The 23,385-nt window shown below is 31.8% G+C and carries 24 protein-coding genes and 2 tRNA genes; 8 read left to right on the forward strand and 18 right to left on the reverse strand.

Features of this window, described 5'->3' with window-relative positions; translation table 11 throughout:
* Positions 1-9: 9 nt before the first annotated feature.
* From SYO3AOP1_RS01100 to SYO3AOP1_RS01125, 6 genes are all read right to left on the reverse strand, one after another.
* Entirely contained in the window at positions 10-1,341 is a 1,332-nt protein-coding gene (locus SYO3AOP1_RS01100) for an Eco57I restriction-modification methylase domain-containing protein (protein WP_012458951.1), read from the reverse strand.
* Between the two features lie 141 nt (positions 1,342-1,482).
* Positions 1,483-2,784 (reverse strand): TniQ family protein, encoded by a 1,302-nt coding sequence (locus tag SYO3AOP1_RS01105; protein WP_012458952.1) that lies wholly within the window; start codon positions 2,782-2,784, stop codon positions 1,483-1,485.
* A gap of 40 nt (positions 2,785-2,824) precedes the next feature.
* The gene (locus SYO3AOP1_RS01110) at positions 2,825-4,090 is read right to left on the reverse strand and encodes an RNA-guided endonuclease TnpB family protein (RefSeq protein WP_012458953.1); all 1,266 of its coding nucleotides are present in this window, start codon (positions 4,088-4,090) and stop codon (positions 2,825-2,827) included.
* Positions 4,087-5,064: a TniB family NTP-binding protein gene (locus SYO3AOP1_RS01115; RefSeq protein WP_012458954.1), complete on the reverse strand. Its 978-nt coding sequence runs from the start codon at positions 5,062-5,064 to the stop codon at positions 4,087-4,089. The genes SYO3AOP1_RS01110 and SYO3AOP1_RS01115 overlap by 4 nt, the downstream gene beginning before the upstream one ends.
* A 14-nt stretch (positions 5,065-5,078) precedes the next feature.
* A complete protein-coding gene (locus SYO3AOP1_RS01120) occupies positions 5,079-6,935 on the reverse strand; it encodes a Mu transposase C-terminal domain-containing protein (RefSeq protein ID WP_012458955.1) in 1,857 nt (618 codons plus the stop codon).
* 16 nt (positions 6,936-6,951) lie between these two features.
* A complete protein-coding gene (locus tag SYO3AOP1_RS01125) occupies positions 6,952-7,584 on the reverse strand; it encodes a TnsA endonuclease N-terminal domain-containing protein (RefSeq protein ID WP_012458956.1) in 633 nt (210 codons plus the stop codon).
* Between the two features lie 137 nt (positions 7,585-7,721).
* Here SYO3AOP1_RS01125 and SYO3AOP1_RS01130 point away from each other — a divergent pair, with 137 nt between their 5' ends.
* Positions 7,722-8,447: an ATP-binding protein gene (locus SYO3AOP1_RS01130; protein WP_012458957.1), complete on the forward strand. Its 726-nt coding sequence runs from the start codon at positions 7,722-7,724 to the stop codon at positions 8,445-8,447.
* Positions 8,448-8,515: 68 nt separating this feature from the next.
* On the opposite strand, the gene gmhB is transcribed toward SYO3AOP1_RS01130, so the two are convergent.
* From gmhB to kdsA, 12 genes are all read right to left on the reverse strand, one after another.
* Positions 8,516-9,082 (reverse strand): D-glycero-beta-D-manno-heptose 1,7-bisphosphate 7-phosphatase, encoded by a 567-nt coding sequence (gene gmhB, locus SYO3AOP1_RS01135; RefSeq protein ID WP_012458958.1) that lies wholly within the window; start codon positions 9,080-9,082, stop codon positions 8,516-8,518.
* A complete protein-coding gene (locus SYO3AOP1_RS01140; protein WP_012458959.1) occupies positions 9,083-9,445 on the reverse strand; it encodes a DUF2784 domain-containing protein in 363 nt (120 codons plus the stop codon).
* Positions 9,438-9,680 carry a molybdopterin converting factor subunit 1 gene (moaD, locus tag SYO3AOP1_RS01145; RefSeq protein WP_012458960.1) on the reverse strand — a complete coding sequence of 81 codons (243 nt, stop codon included), beginning with the start codon at positions 9,678-9,680 and terminating at the stop codon, positions 9,438-9,440. The genes SYO3AOP1_RS01140 and moaD overlap by 8 nt, the downstream gene beginning before the upstream one ends.
* On the reverse strand, positions 9,670-10,335 hold the full coding sequence (locus SYO3AOP1_RS01150) for a 2,5-diamino-6-(ribosylamino)-4(3H)-pyrimidinone 5'-phosphate reductase (RefSeq protein ID WP_012458961.1): 666 nt from the start codon (positions 10,333-10,335) through the stop codon (positions 9,670-9,672). The genes moaD and SYO3AOP1_RS01150 overlap by 11 nt, the downstream gene beginning before the upstream one ends.
* 9 nt (positions 10,336-10,344) lie before the next feature.
* Positions 10,345-10,971: a CDP-alcohol phosphatidyltransferase family protein gene (locus SYO3AOP1_RS01155; RefSeq protein WP_012458962.1), complete on the reverse strand. Its 627-nt coding sequence runs from the start codon at positions 10,969-10,971 to the stop codon at positions 10,345-10,347.
* Between the two features lie 20 nt (positions 10,972-10,991).
* Positions 10,992-11,990 (reverse strand): ketol-acid reductoisomerase, encoded by a 999-nt coding sequence (gene ilvC, locus SYO3AOP1_RS01160; protein WP_012458963.1) that lies wholly within the window; start codon positions 11,988-11,990, stop codon positions 10,992-10,994.
* A gap of 222 nt (positions 11,991-12,212) precedes the next feature.
* The gene (locus SYO3AOP1_RS01165) at positions 12,213-12,818 is read right to left on the reverse strand and encodes a hypothetical protein (RefSeq protein ID WP_012458964.1); all 606 of its coding nucleotides are present in this window, start codon (positions 12,816-12,818) and stop codon (positions 12,213-12,215) included.
* Complete coding sequence (ilvN, locus tag SYO3AOP1_RS01170) at positions 12,819-13,382, reverse strand: acetolactate synthase small subunit (RefSeq protein WP_007546234.1); 564 nt, start codon at positions 13,380-13,382, stop codon at positions 12,819-12,821.
* A gap of 3 nt (positions 13,383-13,385) precedes the next feature.
* The gene (ilvB, locus tag SYO3AOP1_RS01175; protein ID WP_012458965.1) at positions 13,386-15,134 is read right to left on the reverse strand and encodes a biosynthetic-type acetolactate synthase large subunit; all 1,749 of its coding nucleotides are present in this window, start codon (positions 15,132-15,134) and stop codon (positions 13,386-13,388) included.
* Between the two features lie 91 nt (positions 15,135-15,225).
* On the reverse strand, positions 15,226-16,485 hold the full coding sequence (gene rlmD / locus SYO3AOP1_RS01180; protein WP_012458966.1) for a 23S rRNA (uracil(1939)-C(5))-methyltransferase RlmD: 1,260 nt from the start codon (positions 16,483-16,485) through the stop codon (positions 15,226-15,228).
* The gene (locus SYO3AOP1_RS01185) at positions 16,482-17,417 is read right to left on the reverse strand and encodes a hypothetical protein (RefSeq protein ID WP_156769229.1); all 936 of its coding nucleotides are present in this window, start codon (positions 17,415-17,417) and stop codon (positions 16,482-16,484) included. The genes rlmD and SYO3AOP1_RS01185 overlap by 4 nt, the downstream gene beginning before the upstream one ends.
* A gap of 124 nt (positions 17,418-17,541) precedes the next feature.
* Complete coding sequence (kdsA, locus tag SYO3AOP1_RS01190; RefSeq protein WP_012458968.1) at positions 17,542-18,324, reverse strand: 3-deoxy-8-phosphooctulonate synthase; 783 nt, start codon at positions 18,322-18,324, stop codon at positions 17,542-17,544.
* Between the two features lie 254 nt (positions 18,325-18,578).
* On the opposite strand from kdsA, the gene SYO3AOP1_RS01195 reads away from it, so the two are divergent.
* From SYO3AOP1_RS01195 to SYO3AOP1_RS01225, 7 genes are all read left to right on the forward strand, one after another.
* A tRNA-His gene (locus tag SYO3AOP1_RS01195) sits at positions 18,579-18,651 on the forward strand.
* A gap of 22 nt (positions 18,652-18,673) precedes the next feature.
* Entirely contained in the window at positions 18,674-18,898 is a 225-nt protein-coding gene (locus tag SYO3AOP1_RS01200; protein WP_012458969.1) for a DUF2905 domain-containing protein, read from the forward strand.
* Complete coding sequence (gene queA, locus SYO3AOP1_RS01205) at positions 18,895-19,905, forward strand: tRNA preQ1(34) S-adenosylmethionine ribosyltransferase-isomerase QueA (protein ID WP_012458970.1); 1,011 nt, start codon at positions 18,895-18,897, stop codon at positions 19,903-19,905. Before SYO3AOP1_RS01200 ends, queA begins: the two co-directional genes overlap by 4 nt.
* A gap of 55 nt (positions 19,906-19,960) precedes the next feature.
* The gene (locus SYO3AOP1_RS01210; protein WP_012458971.1) at positions 19,961-21,244 is read left to right on the forward strand and encodes a sensor domain-containing diguanylate cyclase; all 1,284 of its coding nucleotides are present in this window, start codon (positions 19,961-19,963) and stop codon (positions 21,242-21,244) included.
* On the forward strand, positions 21,219-22,046 hold the full coding sequence (locus tag SYO3AOP1_RS01215) for a 4-(cytidine 5'-diphospho)-2-C-methyl-D-erythritol kinase (protein WP_012458972.1): 828 nt from the start codon (positions 21,219-21,221) through the stop codon (positions 22,044-22,046). The genes SYO3AOP1_RS01210 and SYO3AOP1_RS01215 overlap by 26 nt, the downstream gene beginning before the upstream one ends.
* A gap of 6 nt (positions 22,047-22,052) precedes the next feature.
* Positions 22,053-22,124, forward strand: a tRNA-Gln gene (locus tag SYO3AOP1_RS01220).
* Positions 22,125-22,155: 31 nt separating this feature from the next.
* Entirely contained in the window at positions 22,156-23,091 is a 936-nt protein-coding gene (locus tag SYO3AOP1_RS01225; protein WP_012458973.1) for a ribose-phosphate pyrophosphokinase, read from the forward strand.
* Positions 23,092-23,385 lie beyond the last annotated feature (294 nt).

Genomic DNA, 23,385 nt, shown 5'->3' on the forward strand with positions numbered 1-23,385 from the left:
ATATTATAATTATATATTATACAAGGAAGCAAAATAATTATTTAATTTCTTTTCAATTTTTTGTAAATCTATATTTTTATCATTGATTTTATAAAAATCAAAAAGTTCCTTTACTAATTGAAGGTATTTCTTAAAAAGTTTGTGATCTTTTAGAGCATATATGACAAAGAGTTCTTTATTTTTTTCTACAAAGTCTTTATTAACCAAAGGCGAAATATTACCAAAAATGAATAAGTCTTCTTTTTGTTTTTTTATCTTCGAAACAAACTTTTTTAGGCAATAAAGATATGCATATTTGTAAAAATTTTCTTTATTAACCGGTATTCCATTACTATGTTCTTTATCTAAAAACGTGGTATTTCTCAAGGTAGAATTCAAATCTCTAAAAGTGTAGTAATAGATGTTTATAGAGGACAGCTTAGGTTCATTCTTGCGAGGTGGGTATTTATGTATATACCCATCTATAGTTTCATAATTACTTAATATAAATCTTTTATTACTATTTAGCAGTTTAAATTCAAAATCTCTAATATAGTCATAATTCATTCCTTCTTTGTTTTTCTCATATAATGCTATTACTACAGGGAATTCAGTATCCTTTGTAAATAAAAATTCTTTGCTTGAGAAGATATAACCATCTTTTATACGGTAGGAATTTGTAAAACCTTTAAGCCTTTTGAAGTTTGCCTCTTTAATGAGATAAGACAGTGGGTGTAGTATACAGATAATATCAGCATCTAACTTGGCGTAAGCTTTCAAAAATGCAATTCCCATATCTCTATCGTAAACATCTTCATCGCACTCGATCTTTCCTTTTTCGTTTTTCTTATAAAGAGATGTTGTATCGTTATATGGTGGATTGCCAACGACAATGAGAAATTGTTCTTTGCCTATTTTAAATTTTTCTCTACTTACATTAACTAATGAATTTGTCTTAAAAATTTTTTCATGTGAAAAATATTGCTTGAGAAATGAGATTGCTTTATCGTCGTAATCAGCAGCTCTATAATCAATACTTAAAGCTAAGCACGGAAATAGAAAAGCTCCGCCCCCAGCAGCAATGTCGGCTACGACTACATCATTCATATTATTCAAATAAGGATTTATAAGTTCAAAAACTTTATCAACGACATGTGGGGGTGTATAAAATGCACCAAGTTTGATTCTTTCATTTTCATACAAGTGAATAGCAGCAAATGGGTTTAATTCTATCATGCTATCCTTTCTTGAATTATTATTTTTGTGCAAGTTAACTTTTTTGAATTTAAATAAGTATCTATTATTTTTGCTTAAAACCTTGTTATAACTAAATACTTCTGAATGGTCTGCATAATAATTCATTTATAATCTCCTGCCAGATTAAAATTTATAAAAAATAAATATTTTTATCAAGCAAACATTAAATTTTCCAAAATATAATAATACCTTACTTATAACTTTTTCTTGTTCTTATATTATCATTATAATATAATTATATAATGTTCATGCTCTTTTATGGGTATAGTTCTTTTTTGAAAAATTATACATGCTACCTTGTTTAGTTTCGCTATTTTCTACTATTTCTTTCAACACCTTTACCTTCTTGCTACTACAAAAATCTATCCCAGTCCATTTTGTTAAATTTCTCAAACTAACTCTTATACCGTTTTTCTGCATCCATTTAACAGCATTTCTAATCATTTCCTCAGTTACTATTTGATTATTTATACCTACTTGGTAATTGCTTATCAAATCAATATACCAATAAGGCGGATTATAATCGCTTCCTTCTTTAAATGTATTTAAAATATAAAAGGATAAATTATTATCCTTTACAAACTTATCAAAGCTTTCTCTATCCTTCAAAATGTCGTATATTGCTGTAAATAGAGAAATACCTTCCTTTACTTCTAAGAAATCTTCAATAAACCTACTTTTGATTTCTTTTTTACTTTTCAAAGGATAGTTATGTAGCTCAATTTCTGTTTGCAGTGCATCGTCTTTTCTATATTCATCTAAGTAAATTAACTTGGCTAACTTTTTTACAGTCCAAAAGTAAAAAATTGAGTAATAAGGTTTGTTTTCAAAAATAAAATAGCCATCATTTAAGATCTCTAACATTTTCTTTTGGTTTTCTACAGCCTTAGATTGGCTTGGTATTTTTTTGCTTTCTGCCTTATGAAATTCAAAGCCACAAAAAGGACAGTTAAAGAACTTTATGCCTTTTTTCCTTTTTGTTATTGTAATTGGGTTATTACAGGATGGACATCTATCAAGTAAATAGCAGTTGTGTTTTTCGCATACATTTACAAATAATAATCTCCATTGTTTTTTGAAATAGTTGTTTTCTCTCAGACAGTAGGGACAATATTTTAAGCCGTAAGATTTTGAATAACTTCCTTTTATCTTTACTGTTGATATTAAGTTATTTCTTGAATTATCTCTTATTGTTTCTGACAGATAACTTTCATAACTTTTTAGTCCTGTGTTGTATATGATAGTTTTACTTATTCTTGTTCTTTGACTAAAAATTTCTGCTAACTCAGAGTCCAAAACTAAATCCGTATCTCTTGCTGTTAGTCTTTTATCCCTAAGAAAAGGAAAGTATATGTTTAGAAAAGTGGATACTTGGCAGTCAAATTTGGCAGAAAGTCTTGCAATCCATGATGAGAAAAGCTCATCTTTGAAAGGTGTTAGTGGATTTGGAATAACTGCATTGGCTAATGTTTCTCTGTAATCGTCTTTTTGGACTCTATATCTGTATAAGAAGCTTCTATCTGAATAAAATCTAAATTTTTCGTTCATTTTAGAGATTCATTCATATCTCTTGTGCGTGACCCCTCCCTCACTTATAAAAGCGAGGGCTTCCTGCTTCATCGATGACGTCTACCTTGACATAGGGATTTGACCCTAATATCTTGGTAGCTAATGCCATCTCCACAGGCTTAAGATCGGAGCGGTCCACCCCTACGACCTGATTTTGGCTCAGGTCAAGCCCTTTCTTCAAAATATTAATGGCAGAGTTTAGGTCTCTGTTTATTGTGTTTCCGCATACAGGACAACAATAGATACGGTTAGAAAGGCTAATTTTTTGCTTATATCCACAAACGCAGCACTCTTGAGTAGTAGCCTCAAATCTATCTACAGGAATAGTCGCAAGTCTGTCTTTCAGTCTTGCTTTTAGCATCCCTATTCCTGAGTGTTGGATTTGAGAACCGAACCACCCTTCCTGCCATGATTTTATGTTATCGTCTTGATAGATAACCGTTCCGTAATGTCTAAAAAGTGCTAAAAGTTTATTATGTATCTCTTTTCTTTTATTTGTTAATCTCTCATGTTCTCTTTGAATTTTCTTTTGTGTTTTTATCCAATTTTTAGAACCTTTCTTTCTTCTTGCTAATTCTTTTTGCAATTTCTTTAATCTTTTACTTTCTTCTATTTTAAAATCAACCGTTAAGCCGTTAGATAGCGTTAATTTATTTGCTACTCCAAAATCTATACCTATAGCATCTCCTACTTTATCTCTCTCAAAATATTCTTTCTTCACATAGCAAGTTAAATAAACATAATAACCACTTGGCTTTTTAATAAGCTGTGCGTTTGCAATTTCATAATCTTGTGGAATTTGGTGTAATCCCAATACTCTAAACCAACCAAGCCCTTGAATTCTAACTTTATTTCTTTCAAAATCTATATCAAAACTAACCTTGTATTGTTTTAGACTTATAGAAGATATTGATTTTTTGAATTTTAGCCTTCCTACTTTATGTCCGTTTTCTTTTAAAGATTTTAGAGCTTTTAAATTATTTTTTACTCTGTCTTGAATCACTTGTTTTAACTGAGATCCTAAATATTTTATTTCTCTTTTTTCAAACTCATTTCCTACTTTTATCTCTACTTCTTTGATTTCTTTAGTAGAGATGTTTATTCTATTTATATCTGCTACAATCCAATTATATAACCACTTTGCTTCTAAAAATACTCTGTTAAGCTTTTCTTCTTTGACTTTTGATAGATTTTGGATTTTGAGCTGATAAATAACAGGAATAAGGTTTTTCCTTCTCTCTTTGGTTTCCTTAATTGTTTGTTTTATTTTTTCTGCTTTGGTCATTGTAGTATAATTATATTACAATTCATTTCACCTTGCAAGGTGGAGCCTTCTTGTGCGTAAATTTTTGAGTTGTCTACAGTTATATAATCAATTTCATTAAATAGCTTTATATCTATTTTTTCCTTCTTTTTTTCTATAGCTCTTATAGCCATTTTGTTTATTATTGAGATAACATCTCCTGTTATCCCATTTGTCACTTGGTGTATTTTTGTAATGAATTTTTCATCTGCAAAGATGTAGGATTTTTCTTTTAGAGGTAGTGTTATTTCGATCGATTTAAGGAAGGCTATGAATTCGTTATCTATTTCCCAATTTTTAATTTTTATAGGCTTGAATCTACTTTTTAGCTGATGGTCTCTGTCTACCAAGGATACCGCTTCCCCTACACCTACTAAAACAATAGGAATTCTTAATATATTTGATAAGTTTTTTATTGCATTGGTGAATTCTTTCTGCTGGTTTGCCGAACCTGTTAGTCCATTGTGAATTTCATCAATTATCAGCATCTTTACTTGGAAATCCTCTATGTATGTTGCTATCTTGACTTCCTTTTGTGTATCGCTATCTGTTGTTCTGAAAGGAACTTGCAATGCTGTTAGGATATTGTCATATAATACTTTATAGTTTGCTTTCACTGGAGCCAATGCATACAAAACAGGAATTTTTGTTTGTATGTCATTAAGATCGTCTTGGTTGTTTTTCATTTTTGCATATCTCTTAATAGTATAGGTTTTTCCCATATTTCCGTCTCCTGCAAATAGATACGACTGCATTCTGTCCTCTCTTGGTGCATAGTATAACTCATCAAGCATTTTGAACATAGCTTCGGCTTTGCTGTGTCTGATAAATTTTGGCTTTCTGATAAACTCTATTCTTTCTTTATCTGCTGCATTATCTCTGATTTCCTTGACAATTGGCGGAATTAAATGTTCGTAGTCTTCATAAAAATTGTTGTTTTCTACTTTTTGGCTCATGTTTTTATCTCCTATTAATCAAATTCTATGTCAAAGGGTTTTATTTCGTTTGTTTTTTTAATTTGTGGTTTTTCTTCTGTTTTATCGATAGGTTTTTCTAATTTTTCTGAAATTTCTTTGGAACTTAATTTGGTCTTATTGCTTTCTATTTGTTTTCTCATTAGTTTTGTTTTTTCTCTTGCTTCTTCTTCCATCTTTCTTAGTTCTTTAATTGTTTCATAAATTTTATATGATGTTATTTTTTCTCTCCTTTCTCTTAATATCTCTTTTGCCTTGTCTAATTCCCACAAAGTAGTTCCTATCGGAATCGGTGTTTTGCAGTAAGCTTCTATATAATCCTGTAAATTTTCATCGTAGAAATATATTTTTGTTATGTCTTTTGGATCATACTTGATTTCATATTTTTTATTATCTCCTGCGTATCTTACAAGAATATCTGAGTAGTAGTGCAGATCTTTAAATCTTATTCCTTCTTTTGATACATTCCTGTAATCAGATTTCAGCAGTGATATTCTTGCTATTCTTAATTCATCTTGGCTTAAGATTCTTATTCCATGGTTTGATTTAGTTAATCCTTCTTTAAATTTTTCATAAGGTGTTAATCCTTGCAGTCCATCATGCGGTTTTTGATGATAGTAATTAACTATCCAATAAACGATAAATTTCTCAAGTTCTTTTAAAGTAAATACAGCTTCTTTTTCTGGATTGTATTCTCTCTTTTCTTTTGTGTTAGAAAAGGTTGTTCCGCTTACGTTGTGTAGCTCTTTGTTTAAAGTTTTTATAAATCTTTCAACGTGCCCGCCGTAGAATGGTTTTCCTACAGGTCTATATACTAAGTTTATTCCCAGAGTCATGCAGAATTTTTCAAGATTAGTTCCGTCAAATTCTGCTGCATTATCTGTGTGAATGTTAACAGGTAAGCCATAAATATCCCATTTTCCTTCTATTCCAAGTGTTTCCAAGTAATGATTTTTGTTTATCAGTCCCATATATATAGCCTGTCCTACTGAATAATAGCTTGGAGGGTCTAATGATATATAAATTCCATATACCATTCTGCTGTAAACGTCTAAGGCTACTGTTATGTAAGGTCTTCCAATAGGTTTTCTGTCTATTTCTGATACTACTTGAATATCTAAAGGAGTATGGTCTATTTGTATCCATTCTAATGGATAGTTTGCTTCAAATGAATTTTTTGCAGGATTTATTGTGCTTAAATACTTGTTTCTGCCTTCACGTTTTTTGTATATTGTTTCTCTGTCTATTTCTTTTAGATAGTAAAGTAATGTGGTATAGGCAATAGGTTTTAGCTTTTGGCTTATAAGTTCAGCATTAATTTCCTCGTAAAGCCTTTTAGCAGATATTCTTTGATGAGTTAAATATCTTTCTTTTATCATTTTATCAACTATTTCTAAAGCTTTTTCTCCTATTCTTTTTTTACCTTTGCCGCCACGCCTTTCGTATCTTGGCAATAGTCCATATATAGTTTCTCCACTTTTTTTGTATCTTTCCATCCATCTGTATATGGTAGATAGATGGACATTGCATTTTTTGGCAATTTCTTCTCTTTCCTTAACTGATTTAGCATTCATAACAGCTTTGACTATTTCAAGTCTTCTCTGTGCCTCTTTTGATAGTTCTTCATCTATCTTGTCGAAAGGAGTTAGTTTTTCGTCTTCTTGCTTGTTCTTTTTTTCATATTGTTCCAATAACTTTTCTTGTAGATTAGATAATGGTATAGTAATTAATTGATTATAGTTCGTATCTCTTAAAACTACGTCTATAGTATTGTTTTCAGTATTTATGCTATAATTCTCAATTATGTATTCTTTATCAAGCTCAATCACTTTTCCTTTCTTAATTTCTATCATTAGCTTAGCCTCACGTTTAGTTTATACATATTAGAGTATTGCTGTTTAATCCATTTTCAATATTTAATATTTTAAGTTCTTTGTTAGCTATTAGTGACAGTATATATCCCTTTATTTTTGCATTTTCTATTGCATCGTAATAAGTAGCTAAATTGTTAAACAGGTCTTGAAAGGAGATTTTTTCATGACTTTTAACAATCTCTAAAATTTTCTCTTTATATTCTGCTGGAACTTTTGTTTGAGTGTGCTGATGGAGTGCCATTGAAACTTGCAGAATATTTTGATTTATATCTTCTTCCGTTATAATTAAAAACTCTATATTGTTTTCTTGGCAGTATTGTTTTAACGTTTCTATTTTCTTTGCTAATTTATCGTCCATGTTTTTTACTTTTTCTAACGGTTTTACTTCTACAAGCTGTTTTTTGTCTTTCCTTTCAACTAAAACATCTGGAACGTATAAATCTACCTTTAGTGGCTGTGGTAAGTATCTAATAACATCTTCATCTATTTCAAGCGTATAAAAATAGTTTCTTTCAAGTAGTGATTCGTGGTATACAACTATTTTATTTTTATAGCTATACATTTTTCCCCTAACAGAAACTCTTTTTGTTGGAATGTTTCTTACACCCACTTTTTTCTTTCTTTTCATTTCTATCTCCAAACTATTTCCAAATTTTCGCAATAATTATATCAAATTTTCTAAAATTTTGCAATAAATTTTGTATTTTAAGAATAATTTTGCAATAATTTTTGTGAGTTTAGTGAAAAGAGTTTTTTAGGAAATTGTTGATTATCAATGATTTAAGTAAAATTAATTTCGCAATAATTTTTGAGTTTTACAGGGGAAGTTTTCCAAAACCCGGTGAAGTGTCTTTGGCACACAACGGTGTTTTGTTTTTAGACGAACTACCAGAATTTAAGAAATCTACCTTAGAAGTTTTAAGACAACCGCTTGAAGATAAGGTTGTTTCTATATCAAGGGCATCAGGAAAAATAGAATTTCCTGCAAATTTTCAGCTTATAGCAGCAGCCAATCCTTGTCCATGTGGCTATAAGCTTGACCCTAAAAAAGAATGCAGATGTACGCCGGCAGAAATAAAAAGGTATCTCGGCAAAATCTCAGGACCACTTTTAGATAGAATAGACTTGGCAGTAACGGTTTTACCGGTAGCACCAGAAGAGCTTGCAAACAAACCAGAAGGCGAACCTTCGGCTAAAATAAGAGATAGAGTTTTAAAAGCGGTAGAGATACAACGAAACAGATTTAAAAACGAAAATATCAAATTTAACAGTCAAATGACACCAACACATATTGAAGAGTATGGAAATATCACAAAAGAAGCAAAAGATGTAATGCTTAATGCTACAAAAAGATTTAATCTTACAGCAAGAAGTTTTCATAAAGTTTTGAAAGTGGCAAGGACTATAGCAGATTTAGAAAACAGCGAAAAAGTCTTACCTAAGCATGTTTTTGAAGCTATAAATTATAAAGTAAATGAGAATCTATTTTAGATTTAAAGTTAGTTAAGATATAAGATGTATGAAGCAGTCAAGCGAAAAGCGGTCAAAATAATAACAGCTTACTCTTTCACTCTCTCATCTGTCTTTAAAATAAAATTATCAACAACATCCAAGATGTCTTCACCAACGTAATCAGCCGTGGTTGTATCTACATATTTCATACCTTGCCCTGTTTTTACAAAAGCTGCTTTTACGCCTTCTTTATGTGCAGCCAAAATATCATTCTCTTTATCACCTATTAAAAAAGACTTTGTAGGATCGACACCGAATTCTTGAATAGCTTTCCTTATCATTCCACTTTCCGGCTTTCTACAATCACATTTAATAGCGTATTTTTCAACTATACCATCCTCATGATGCGGACAATAATAAACCTTTTCTATTTTTATTCCTTCCTTTTCAAACTCTTTTAACATAAATTCAGTAAGTTTTAAAAAATCCTCTTCTGTATAGTAGCCTACAGCTATTCCAGATTGATTTGTAACGATAAAAAGCTTATATCCTGCATCTTGAAGTTTTTTTAAAGCTTTAAAAACGTTTGGATAAAACTCAAAATCTTCAATTCTATGAACATACCCTTTATCAACGTTTATAACTCCATCTCTATCTAAGAATACTGCTTTCATTTACAAACCCCTGCTGCAGTTTTTATACACATAAAAATGAACTAAAACTAAAATCAACGTCGCAATAAATATTATAGCTGGTTCTATTTGAATATAAACGATTTTTTCTAAGTAAAATGCGATAAATCCGCCTTCATAACCTTTTAATCCAGCTTTTTGTTTAAACCAAATTTCAAGATATGTTAAAGGACATTGAAGTTCAAATATTTGAAGAAATATCGAAAATCCTAAGCCAAAAATATGAAGATACTTGAGTGTTTTGTACTTTATACCGATAAACGAGCCAAAAATTAAAAATAAGATCCAAAGAAAGTGAATTAAAATAGTTAATTCGGATAAGAATAAAAATATACTTTTATCCACCGCTCACAGGTGGGATGATTGCAATCATATCGTTATCTTGTAAATTATAGTCCATAGTCTCATAACTTTCATTTACAGCAAACATAGATCTTTTCAAGATCTCTTTAATATCTGGATATTTTTTGGCTAACACATCAACTAAATCTTTTAGGGTTTTTCCTTCAAACTCTATCTCTTCTTCATTTTTTCCAATTTTATCTTTAACTTGTGAAAAATATAAAACCTTAACCTTCATACTTAACTTCCCATTCCGTGATAAGATGAGATCCTCTCATAAAATGTGCTCTAAGTTTAAGTTTTACAACTTCTTCTAAGGATTTAAATCCTTCACCACCGACCAATGTAGGAGTATCTGTTCCACCTACTATAAAAGGCATATGGATGATTCTTATCTCATCTACCAAACCATTTTTTATTAAGTTCCAATTTAAAGTAGACCCACCTTCTACCATTAAATTACGGATTCCTTTATTGTATAGAATATCCATCATTTTGATTAAATCTACTTCTTCTTTTCCGGCTACAATTACTTCAACTTTTTCAGACAACGCTTTTACTCTTTCTTCCGGAGCTTTTTCTGTTGTTACAATGATAGTTGGAGAATCTTTTTTGAGAATGTTTGCATCCAGGGGAATATCTGCAGTTGATGTTGGTATTATTCTTGTTGGATTTTTTCCTGATACATACCTTACTGTGAGATATGGATTGTCTGTTCTGATAGTTTCTGCTCCTACCATTATGCCATCAACTTTTGCCCGTGTTTCGTGAAGGTATCGATTAGCTTCTTCATCCATAAATTTCATGATTTCTTTTGAAGAAACACCTTTACTAAGTGTTAACTTACCATCTACCGTAACTTCAGATACAATTATTACATAAGGTCTTTTCATGATTTCCTCTTAGTCATAATCTTTGTTGTACTTGATGTACAAGTATACTATTCTTTGTAATAAAGAAAGAGTAGTCAATGCCGTTATTACTACAAATCCAAACTCAAGACCACCAAAGATTTTAAAATGTTCAAATATAGAAAAAACTATTATTGTAAGCAATGTCTCCGGTCTTCCAAAAAATCCTACACCTTCTAATGGGTCATCTATCTTTCCTTTTGTTCTGTTAGAAAAGCCAATTTCTGCGTATGCAACGGGTTTTATGAATGTGTGGAGCATATTTGCTGTTATTGCTATTGCTGTTAAATATGGTGTTGAGTATGTAATGCCAATAAAAAATAGTAAAAAACCATCTACAAATTTGTCAGCAAGCCAGTCAAACACTGCACCAAACTTAGATGCTTTTTCTCTTTCTCTTGCAACGACACCATCCAAAAGGTCAAAAAATCCGCTTATAAATAGTAGTGTTGCACCAAGAAGTGGCTTTTCTTTAAAGAAAGAGATTGCGGCAAAAACTCCGATGATAACAGATATTATGGTTATAATGTTAGGTGTGATTTTGGTCCTCCTTGCAAGGAGGACTCCAACAGGTTCATATACTTTTTTTAACTGTTTTCTTTTTGATGTTAAGTTCATTTCCTAAATCCTGCTAATTTTTATAAACCTCTTCCGCCAAGCCAAGGCATCATTTTTCTTAACTCTTTTCCTACTTTTTCTACTGGATGTTCTTCATCTTTTTTGACAAGTGCGTTAAAGTGTGGTCTGTTAGCTACGTTTTCTAAAATCCATTCCTTAGCAAATTCGCCTTCTTGAATTTCTTCAAGTATTTTTTTATAAAGAGGTTTTACAGCTTCGTAAACTCTCTTTCCTCTTGTAACGTCACCGTATCTTGCTGTATCAGAAATAGAGTATCTCATTCCGGAGATTCCATATTGATATATTAAATCAACAATAAGTTTTAATTCATGTAAACATTCAAAATATGCAACCTCCGGTTGATATCCAGCCTCTATTAATGTTTCAAATCCTGCCTTTATTAAAGCTGTAGCTCCACCGCATAAAACTGCCTGTTCTCCGAACAAGTCTGTTTCTGTTTCTTCTTTAAATGTTGTTTCAATCAATCCTGCTCTTGTTGCTCCAATTCCTTTCGCATAAGCCATTGCTATTTCTCTTGCTTTTCCTGTAAAGTCTTGATAAACTGCAAACAATCCAGGAACACCTTTTCCTTCTTCGTACATCCATCTTACTAAATGACCAGGTCCTTTTGGTGCAACTAAAAATACATCTACATAAGATGGAGGAACTATTTGTCCAAAGTGTATGTTAAATCCATGTGCAAATGCAAGTGCATTGCCTTCGTCAAGGTTTGGTAAGATAGCCGATTGATATAATGCTGGTTGAACCGTATCCGGTGTAAGAATCATTATTACATCTGCTTTTTTCGCAGCCTCATCCGGTGAGTAAACTTCAAATCCTTCTGCTTTTGCCTTCTCAATCGACCTGCTACCGGCCAATAGACCGATTATAACTTTTATTCCGCTATCTCTTAGATTTAACGCATGAGCATGCCCTTGACTACCGTATCCTATAATTGCAACTGTTTTATCTTTTAGATAGTCTAAAGATGCATCTTCATCGTAATAAATATTTGCCATTTTTTGCCTCCTATAAATTTTTTCTGTATATTATACGTTATTATAGTATATTTTTGGATGAGAAATTCAAAAAAGCATGAGATTCTTCGCTATAGCTACAGAATAAAAAAACAGATGACTTTTCACTTCTTGCTTCCCTTCATCCTGAGGACGTAAGTCCGAAGGATCACTTTTTTAGTTTTATAAAAAACCGCTAATTTCTCACCCAAGGTATATTATACGTTATTCAGACACTAAAGATTCAACTTTTTTATTTTCTAATAAGCTTTTAAAGAGCTTTTCAGCCCCTTCTTCGGACAAAATCACAATATTTAAGTTTAAAGAAGCATTTCCTAAGTCTAAATCACTTTTTCCGTTTTTTACTACAGAAACATACCTTGTTAAGCTATCACCTCTTAAAGATGTAATTTTAACTTTATCATAATTCATAGGTTTATCCAATTTTACTTTAACAGAAATTTGTTGCTGTTTTAGATTTTTTAATCTAAAGAATTCTGAATTAGACAATGTTTTAAGTCTATCGTATATATCTTCTGCATAATTGACAGTTATACATTGAGAAGAGTAAAGACTGTTTACTTTATATGTTTTAAAACATACATTGTAAGCTTTTCCTTCCCAGCTTATAGATGGGTAGATTGTAAAAAGATAATCTTTCCCTTTTTGTATAGCTTCAGAAGATTCTAAGTTTTGAGATAAGAATTGTGTAAAAACCTCACCATAGCCTTCTGGTAAATTTTCTACGCTTGTTTTAGCTATACCTATCTCTTGAGCAAAAGAAATAGTGGCTAAGCTTAAAACTGTTAAAAAAATATTAGAAGCTTTCATTTACTCTTTGTCTCCCTTTTCCATCTTTATGTTAGCAGACTCTCTAACCATAGCAAGCGTTCCAGTTCTTGCCATTTCTTTAACGCCAAAAGGTTTAATAAGATTAATAAAAGCTTCTATCTTTTCATTATCTCCCGTAATTTCTACTGTGTAGCTATCTGTTGATACATCTACAACCTTTGCTCTAAAAATTGAGACAAGCCTCATTATTTCATCTCTCGTTCTGTCGTCGGCAGTGTATATCTTTATCAGTGCAAGCTCTCTTTCTATGTGCGGTAAATCTGTAATATCTTTTACTTTTAGTGTTTCTATCAGTCTTCTAAGTTGTTTTATGATCTGTTCTATTACTCTTTCATCACCTTCTACTACTATTGTAATTCTTGCAATGTCTGGCTCATGGGTTCTGCCTACAGTTAAGCTTTCTATATTATAGCCTCTGCCGGCAAAAAGTCCAGTTATCCTTGCTAAAACGCCAAAGTTATGCTGAACTTTTACGGTGATAATATGTTTTCTTATTACTTTTTCTGGCTCTGGTCTAACCTTTAAAACTTTAATATCGCTCATTTTTTACCCCACTAAGTACATAGTCTCTGCTTCGCCTTTTTGGTTAGGTGTTAATATCATTTCTCTGTAGCTTTTTCCGGCTGGTACCATTGGTAAAACATTCTCTTCCTTATCAACCACAAAATCCATTAAAACAGGTCTATCGTTTATTTCCATAGCTTTTAATAATACTTCCCTAACTTCTGATGGTTTTGTTGCTCTAAGACCTACAGCACCAAAGCTTTCTGCCAATTTTACAAAATCCGGCTGAACAGATAAACATACGCTTGCATACCTGCTATCGTAGAAAAATTGTTGCCACTGTCTTACCATTCCAAGAAATCCATTGTTTATTATGGCTATTTTTACCGGAACTCTATACTGAACAGCTGTTGCTAAATCTTGGACATTCATTATGAATGAACCATCACCTTCTATGGCAAATACTGTTTTATCCGGTCTTCCTATTTTAGCTCCAACAGCAGCCGGAAAACCAAATCCCATTGTTCCAAGACCGCCTGAGTTTAAAAATTGTCTTGGGTACTTATATTTATAAAACATTGCAGCCCACATTTGATGCTGTCCTACGCCGGCAGAGATGATAGCCTCTCCATTAGTTATATTGTATATCTCTTCTATTACCGCTTGGGGTTTTATTATTTTATCAGACTTTCTGTAATTTAATGGATGCTTTTCTTTCCATTCGTTAATCTGTTTAAGCCATTGCTCTCTTGCTGCAATCCATTCAATAGGTTTTTCTTCTAACTCTTTAATAAGCTTTCTTAAAACATTCTTAACATCACCAACGATTGGAACGTCAACTGTTATGGTTTTACTAATAGATGCCGGGTCTATATCAATATGAATGATTTTAGCTTCCGGTGCAAATTCATTGATCTTTCCTGTAACTCTATCGTCAAATCTTGCTCCTACAGCTATAAGTAAATCGCTATGATAAACAGCCATATTTGCGTAATATGTTCCATGCATTCCAAGCATGTGTAATGAAAGAGGGTCAGTTTCTGGAAATGCTCCTTTGCCCATATTTGTAGTAGTAACCGGTATTTGGGCCAAGTGTGCTAATTTATAGATTTCTTCTGCAGCATCTGAAAGGATGGCACCACCACCAACGTATAACACCGGTCTTGTTGCTTTTCTAATCAGTTCTGCAGCTTTTTTTATCTGAACCGGGTTTCCTTCTGTATGTGGGTTGTATCCGGGTAAAGATTCTCTAACTTCTTCATCTGTTGGCATTTTGTAAGTTGTTTTTTGTTGAGTTATGTCTTTTGGGATATCAACTAAAACAGGTCCGGGTCTTCCGGTTCTTGCTATATAAAATGCCTGTCTTAAAATAAGGGGTAAATCTTTTATATCAGTTACTAAGAAGTTATGCTTTGTGATTGGTCTTGTGATACCTATAACGTCTGCTTCTTGAAATGCATCAGTTCCTATATAATGTCTTGGAACCTGACCTGTTATTGCAACAAGTGGAATTGAATCCATGTATGCAGTAGCTAATCCTGTAACAAGATTTGTAGCTCCAGGACCTGATGTGGCTATAACTACCCCTACTTTTCCGGTAGCTCTTGCATATCCATCGGCCATATGACATGCAGCCTGTTCGTGTCTTGTCAGTACGTTTCTAAATGGAGCATCAAACAATGCATCGTAAACTTCCATTATTGCTCCACCAGGTAAACCAAAAACAGTATCAACGCCTTCTTTTATTAAAACATCAACTACTATATCTGCTCCTCTTTTTTCTTTAGTCATGATAAAAACTCCTTTTTAAATAAAAATCTTCTTTAAATGAATAAATATTATAAAGCTTTTTGAATAATTATTATGATTTTTATTATTCTCTCTATCTTTCCAATACGCTTATACTCTCAATATGATAGGTTTGAGGGAACATGTCTATTAATTTAACTTTTTTTAACTTAAATCCATTTTCTACAAACTGTCTCAAGTCTCTTGATAAAGTTGACGGGTCGCAGGAAACGTAAATAATTTTTCTAACTGTTTGAATTTGTGAAATTTCGTTTACTATTTTTCTGTTTAAGCCGCTACGGGGTGGGTCAAAAATTACTACTTCTGGTAGAAAGTCTTTTGCATACTTTAAACCTTTTTCTGTTTGGGTTTTTAAAAATTTTACATTTTTTAATTTGTTGTGTTTTATGTTTGCTTTTGCATCTTTTACGGCTTCTTCGTTGCTTTCTATTCCAAGGGCTTCTTTTACATACTTTGATGCTGGTATTGTTAGCGTTCCAACTCCACAGTAAAAATCTACCAATTTTTTAAAACCCTTGTCTTTAATTTCACTGACTACTTCATCAATCAGATTTTTTATCTGATATACATTTACCTGAAAAAAGCTGTCCATGCTCACTCTAAATTTATAATCTCCAATGTTTTCAAAGACTACATCCTCACCAAGTAAGGAATATCTTTTATGTTTGGCATAAAAACCTATTCCTTTGATTTTTTCATCAATCTCTTCTCTGAAGATATTCATATCGTAGATGATGTTTGAAAACTGACTTTCATCTAAAAATTCAAATCTAATTAGCTTTTCTTCTTTTGTGTTTGAGAAAATATGAATGTTAGATGGCATTATTGCATACTTTATGAGAAATTTTTTTAATGGGTTTAGTAGTTTTTCTATATCTTCTTTTAACAAAAGGCAGTTATCTACATTAACTAAATCGTTTGAATCTTTTTTGTAAAAGCCAAGATTTTTTCCATCAAACTTTAATTGGGCTCTGTTTCTGTATCTAAAAGGCTCTTTTGATGGAATTATTTTTTCTATTTCTGTTTCAATCTTTCCAATTCTTAGAAGCTGGTCTTTTAAAATTTCTTTTTTCAATAAAAGCTGGTTTTCGTAAGTCGTGTGCTGAAAATCACATCCACCGCATGCCGTAAAGTATTCACATGCTGGTTTTACTCTATACTCGGATGGTTTTAATACATCAACCAATCTTCCAAGCTTATAATCTTTTTTATCTTCTACTACTTCTATTTCAACTTCTTCACCCGGCAAAGTGTAAGGAACAAAATATACTGTATTGTTTTCTTTAGCTAATCCGTATCCACCGTAAACAACTTTGTCTATTTTTAATTTCATTCTCTTATCTCCAATTTTTGACTTTTATTTCCTGCTTTATCTACGGCTTCAACGTGATAAACATCCCCAGGTTTATAGTCTTTATCTATAAAGTAGTATGTTTTAATAGGAGTATTGTTGATTATTTTAGAATTTTTGTAAAAGATGTATCCTACAACATCCTTAGATTTACTTGGTTCAAATATTATTGTAGCCTCATTTTTATCTACAATCAACTTGCCATTTTCCGGTGGAAGTGGCGGGAAAATATCTTTAAATGTTTGGCAAACTGTGTCTGATTTTTCTGATTCTACATCATCAATCAAAGCCGTATAGTAATAGCAGTATCTTTTATCAAGCTCAACGTTTGTATCTATAAATTCTTTTTCTTTTACTACTTTTTTGTAAGGTATTGGATAAAAGTCAGATTCATCTTTTACTTTGTAAATGTTAAAGGTTCCATTTTCTGGGATGGTTAATTTTAGTCCATCTTCAACAATGGATATTAATAATGGTTTTGGCTTTTCTATGTTTATAGCTTTTCCAACTATACAAACAGGTTTTGACAATGTGCTTTCTTTATGTTTTGTTTTTACTTGAACTTGATAGCAGGTTTCTTTACTTTCTATACTGTCAAAAAACCAATATGTAGCATCTTCTTTAAAAAGGTTTGCGTCAAATTTCTTTGAATTTTTATAAATGATAAATTTAAAATCTTCTTTCATTGGTCTGTCGTCGGTATAAAGTGGACTATAGTTAAAGTAGATTAAATATCTTCCATCATACTGTTTTATAGTTAAGTTTTCTACCGATTTAGGTGTGATTGATGGAGGTGGTTTTGGATTTCCTTTTACACCACAGGAAAAGGTTGTAAGTAGAAGAATTAATAAAAAGCTTTTTAATATGCCATGATAGTATTCTAAAATTTTTGTAGGCTCGTTTTTTCTCGTCATCCTGAAGACGTTAGTCTGAAAGATCTTTTCTTTTAAAAAGTGAAATGCGAGAATTAAATTCATGAGATTCTTCACCGGCTTCAGAATGACAGGTAAAGTAACATTTTTATCAGAATTCTTATACTTAAATCCCATTTTCAAGAATAAACTCTCTTAGTTTTAATAAATTTTCTACAATATTGGGAAATTCTTTTAGCGGTAATTGATTTGGTCCATCTGACAAGGCTTTGTCTGGGTCTGGATGGGTTTCAAAGAATAATCCATCAACGCCAACAGAGATGGCAGCTTTTGCCAATGGATATGCAAACTCTCTTTGACCGCCCGATGCCTTCCCAAGTCCTCCTGGAAGTTGTACGCTATGGGTTGCATCGTAAATGACAGGTGCATACTGTCTCATGATTGGCAAGCTTCTAAAATCTACAACAAGATTATTATATCCAAAGGTTGTTCCTCTTTCTGTAAGGTAAATCTTTGTTGCTCCACCAAATTTAAGCTTTTCAACGATATTTTTAGTATCCCATGGTGCTAAAAACTGTCCTTTTTTTACATTTATCTCTCTGCCTGTTTCTACCGCTGCAAGTAGTAAATCTGTCTGTCTACATAAAAATGCAGGAATTTGTAAAATATCTACCACTTCCGCCACAGGTTTTGCTTGATAGCTTTCATGAATATCAGTTAGCACCGGAAGGTTAAAAGTATCTTTTACATCTTTTAAAACAGCTAAACCATACTCTAACCCTTTACCTCTAAAAGAATCTACACTACTTCTGTTTGCCTTATCAAAAGAAGATTTAAATACAAATCTTACATTTTTATGTTTTTCTTGAAGGGATTTTAAAACTTGGGCAACTTCAAAACATATCTCTTTACTTTCTATTACACATGGACCTGCTATTATTGTAAACATTGTAAGCTCCAATTATTAGAATTTTCCAAAAATCAACATCGTCATTCTGAGCGAAGCGAAGAATCTCCTTTTTGCTCTTCTCCCTTTCAAATAACAATAAAAGAGGAGATCCTTCGGACTTACGTCCTCAGGATGACGGGTAAAGGTAAACTCATTTTACACATAAATTATACAACTTGCAGGAATTTTAAAGTATTCTCGCTCCAATTATTGCAAAATTTAATGATAGATATTATAATATATATCTCTTGATGGAGGATGTAGCTCAGTCGGCAGAGCACAAGGTTGTGGCCCTTGGGGTCGCGGGTTCAAGTCCCGTCATCCTCCCTTACTTTAAGGTAACCAACAAATGGATAGCATAGGCAAAACTCTAATTTTTATAGGCTTTTTTATAATCTTAATAGGCATTCTTCTATTATTCATAGAAAAACTACCACTTGGCTTAGGTAGATTACCCGGAGATATCTTAATCAAAAGAGATAACTTTACCTTTTATTTTCCATTAACAACTTCTATAATTTTAAGTATTTTGCTAACGCTAATCTTAACTCTCATCTCTAAGTTATCAAAATGAAACTTTCAGATTTTGATTACCACCTTCCAAAAGAGCTTATAGCAAAATATCCGGCCCAGCCAAGGGACTCTTGTAGACTTATGGTTTTAAACAGAAAAGATAAAACCATAGAACATAGAATATTTAGAGATGTTATTGATTACTTAAAGCCGGGAGATACCTTAGTTTTAAACAACACAAAAGTTATTCCTGCGAGATTGATTGGTAAAAAAGAAAAAACAAACGCAAATATTGAGGTTTTTTTACTTAGACCTATTGAAGATAACATTTGGGAAACTTTGATAAAAAACGTAAGAAGGCTAAAAAAGAATCAAAAAATAATAATATCAGATGATTTTTACGTTGAATTTTTAAGTAAAGATGATGAAAAAGCAATTGTAAAAATACATAGCAAAGATATTAAATCTGATTTAGAAAAGTATGGACATGTACCACTTCCACCCTATATAGAAAGGGAAGATGAAGAGAAAGATAAAGATTATTATCAAACAGTGTTTGCAGATAAAGAGGGTTCAGTAGCATCTCCAACAGCCGGACTTCATTTTACAAAAGAGTTATTAGAAAAAATAAAAGAAAAAGGTGTAAACATTGCTTACATAACTCTTCATGTTGGACTTGGAACGTTTAAGCCTGTCAAAACAGAAGATATTACAAAACATAAGATGCATGAAGAATACTTTACAATTCCAAAAGAAACCTTAGAGATGATAAAAAAAACTAAAGAAAATAAAAAATCCCTTGTAGCTGTTGGAACAACCGTAGTTAGAGCATTAGAGACTTACGGCAAATTTGGAAAGACTGAAGGTTTTACAGATATCTTTATATATCCACCTTATGAGTTTAAAATCGTTGACAAACTCATCACAAACTTTCATCTCCCAAAATCAACCCTTTTAATGTTAGTCTCTGCATTTGCAGATAGAGATTTTATATTAAGAGCTTACAACGGGGCTGTAAAAGAAAAATACAGATTTTTCAGCTACGGCGATGCTATGTTGATTGTTTAGGTTAAAAAAATTTATGTTATCATATTTAAGGATTTGAAAAATGAGGCTAAAAAGAATGCTACAAGAACTACTTAGGGGGTTTCAGGAAAAGATTCCAAAAGAAAAATGGAAAATAGACTCAAAAGATATTGAGATAATTTTTGAAGATTTTTCTAAACATTTTGAGACAAATGTATCTTTAAAAATTATATCTGAAGAAGACAGAAAGATATTATTTCGTTTCATTAAAAGGTATATAAAAAATTATTTGCCTGTATATCCTGATGAAAATAGAATAAAACTTTTGCGAAGACTGGGAGAAAGATTATTAATTAAACTAGTCTCAGAATTTTCTGTTGTTGAAGTGTATAAGATTATACTAAGGGCTGTTGAAAAGATAGAAGATGAGGGCAAAAGGGAAATTCTAAAAGAAAAAATTAGCTTTGATTTTATAATCGTTATTTCACCCTACGTTAATTTATCTTATAAAGAGGATAAAAAAATATTAAAAGATAGTAGTTTAGAGTATGTATTAAGTGTAGAAAAAGGAATAAATATTCATTTAAAAATAAAAAATAAATTATTGAGATTTTTATTCTCCGGGAAAAACCATGTTAAAATCAAATCTGCCGAAGACTGTGAATTCACTCAGTGGTTAAGGGATAGTTTGACAAATTTAGTAAATAACAAAAATATAATCAAAGAAATAGAATCTTTGCATGAAAAATTTCATCTTATGGCTCAAAAAATCTTAGAGAGTAAAGACAATTTTACCAAAATATTACTTCTTAAAGATTTAGAGGATAATTCTTTAAAATTAATCTATCTATTGAATAAAATCTATACAGAAAATCTAAGCCACATAGCAATTTACGATAAATTAACACAAGTTTACAATAGAGCTTTGCTGGATAGTATTTTATATAAATCAGCTAAATATGCAAAAAGACATAAATTGCCTATTTCAATTATTATGTTAGATATAGATAATTTTAAAGGCATAAATGATACATATGGACATTTAGAGGGTGACAGAGTATTAAAAACGGTCGCTTCTATAATAAAATATTCAATTAGAGAATCGGATTATGTTTTTAGATACGGTGGAGAAGAATTTTTAATACTTTTGCCAAACACAGACATAAATGGCGCCATTGTTGTTGGAGAAAAAATTAGAAGAAATATAGAAAATTTTGATTTTGGTCTTGATAGAAAAGTTACAATAAGCTGTGGCATAAAGCAAATAGAAAATTTTGATAATCCTTATTTGGATATGGAAGAAACCGATAAATATTTATATATAGCAAAAAAATCAGGTAAAAATAGGTGTATCTATGGAAATATTATACTCACCAGCTAAAATAAACTTAGGTTTATGGATAGTAGATAAAAGACCGGATGGTTATCATGAAATTTTTACTCTATATCATACTCTTGATTTTTATGACAGAATTATAATTCAAGAGCATCCATTTTTAGAAGTAAAAACCTCGATGCCGGAGATAAAGCAAGAAGAAAACATAGTGTATAAAGCTATTTCGTTGTTTGAAAGTTATACAGGCATAGAACAAAATTTACAGGTTATTATTGAGAAAAACATCCCGGTTGGTGGTGGTCTTGGCGGTGGAAGTTCTAACGCTGCTACTGTTTTAAATTATCTAAATAAAAAACATGACAATATCCTGCCGGAAGAAAAATTATTTGAAATTGCTGTCAAGCTTGGTGCTGATGTTCCGTTTTTCTTAAAAGGTGGTTTTGCTATAGGAGAAGGCATAGGAGAAAAACTTACATTTTTACCAAAAACTTTAAACGAGGAAATCTTTATAATCTATCCTAACATAAAGTCGGACACAAAAACTGTATACTCCAAGGTTGATAAATCTATATTGACAAATAAAGGAGATTTAAATATAATATTATCTCTGATTAATGAATACGATATAAAGAAATTAGAAGCTTACATTGAGAATAAGTTAGGTAATATAGCCTTAGATTTGTATCCAGAGATAAAAGAAGCTTATGATTTTTTAAATTATTTAGGATTTTCACCGAAAGTATCCGGTAGTGGCAGCTGTGTGTACGTAATAGGAAGGCCAACTGCAGAAGTTGAAAAAGCTGCAGCCATTAAAGGTTGGAGATTAATAAAAACGAAACTCAAATAAATACACTGGGGAGTAGTTCAGCGGCAGAACACCGGTCTTTGGAACCGGGTGTCGGAGGTTCGAATCCTCCCTCCCCAGCTACAATCAAAGTTGTCTTCGGAGGATTCAATTGAGTAGAGCCTTAAAAATTATCAGTGGAAATGCCAATCTCTCACTATCTAAAGAAATCTCAAATTACTTAGAAACTCCATTGGTCGATGTTCTTCTTACAAGATTTAGTGATGGAGAAATCAGAGTTCAAATAAATGAAAATGTTAGAGGTGCTGACGTTTTTGTTATCCAATCTCTAACCCATCCTACAAACGATAGTATAATGGAACTTTTACTTTTATTAGATGCTTTAAAAAGATCTTCAGCCCATAGAATAACTGCTGTTATTCCATACTATGCATATGCAAGACAAGATAGAAAAGATAAACCAAGAGTGCCTATCAGTGCTAAATTACTTGCAGATTTGATTCAAACAGCCGGGGCTCACAGAGTTTTAACGGTAGATTTACATTCAGCCCAAATACAAGGATTTTTCAACATTCCGGTTGACAATATTTTTGCATTACCTGTTATATATGAGTATTTAAAAGCAAAAAACATAGAAGATTTAGTTATTGTTTCACCTGATGCAGGCGGTGTTGAAAGGGCAAGAATGCTTCAAAATAGGCTTGGCGGTAATCTTGCAATAATATATAAAAAAAGACCGGCTCCAAACGTAGTGGAAACCCTTGATGTTATTGGTGATGTGAGCGGTAAAAATGCTGTAATCATTGATGATATTATAGATACTGCCGGAACTATTGTAGCAGCTGCTGATATGTTAATTTCCAAAGGTGCTAAATCTGTAATTGCAGCATGTACTCATCCTGTTTTCTCAGGACCTGCCGTTGAAAGATTAAAAAATTCTTCTATTCAAGAGGTAATAGCTACAAACACTATTCCCGTAGATGGAAAAGAGTTTGATAAATTGACAGTTATATCTGTTGCTGAATTGATCGGAGAAGCTATTAAGAGAATAAATATAGAAAGCTCTGTAAGTTCATTGTTTATTTAAAGTTTAATAAGTGCAAAGCCCTCAGGATGACGGTTGGCTGATAAGTATTAGAGAAAGGATAACCGTTATATGTCATTCTGAGCGAAGCGAAGAATCTCATTTTTGTTTTCATAAGACAAAAAACAGGAGATCCTTCGGACTTACGTCCTCAGGATGACAGCGAAAGACGGATTGATAAGTATTATAGGAAGGATAACCTTGTTTGTCATTCTGAGCGAAGCGAAGAATCTCTCACTTTTATTGAATTTTTAAAAGAGGAGATCCTTCGGCTTACAGCCTCAGGATGACGGCAAA

Source organism: Sulfurihydrogenibium sp. YO3AOP1 (assembly GCF_000020325.1).
Lineage (GTDB): Bacteria > Aquificota > Aquificia > Aquificales > Hydrogenothermaceae > Sulfurihydrogenibium.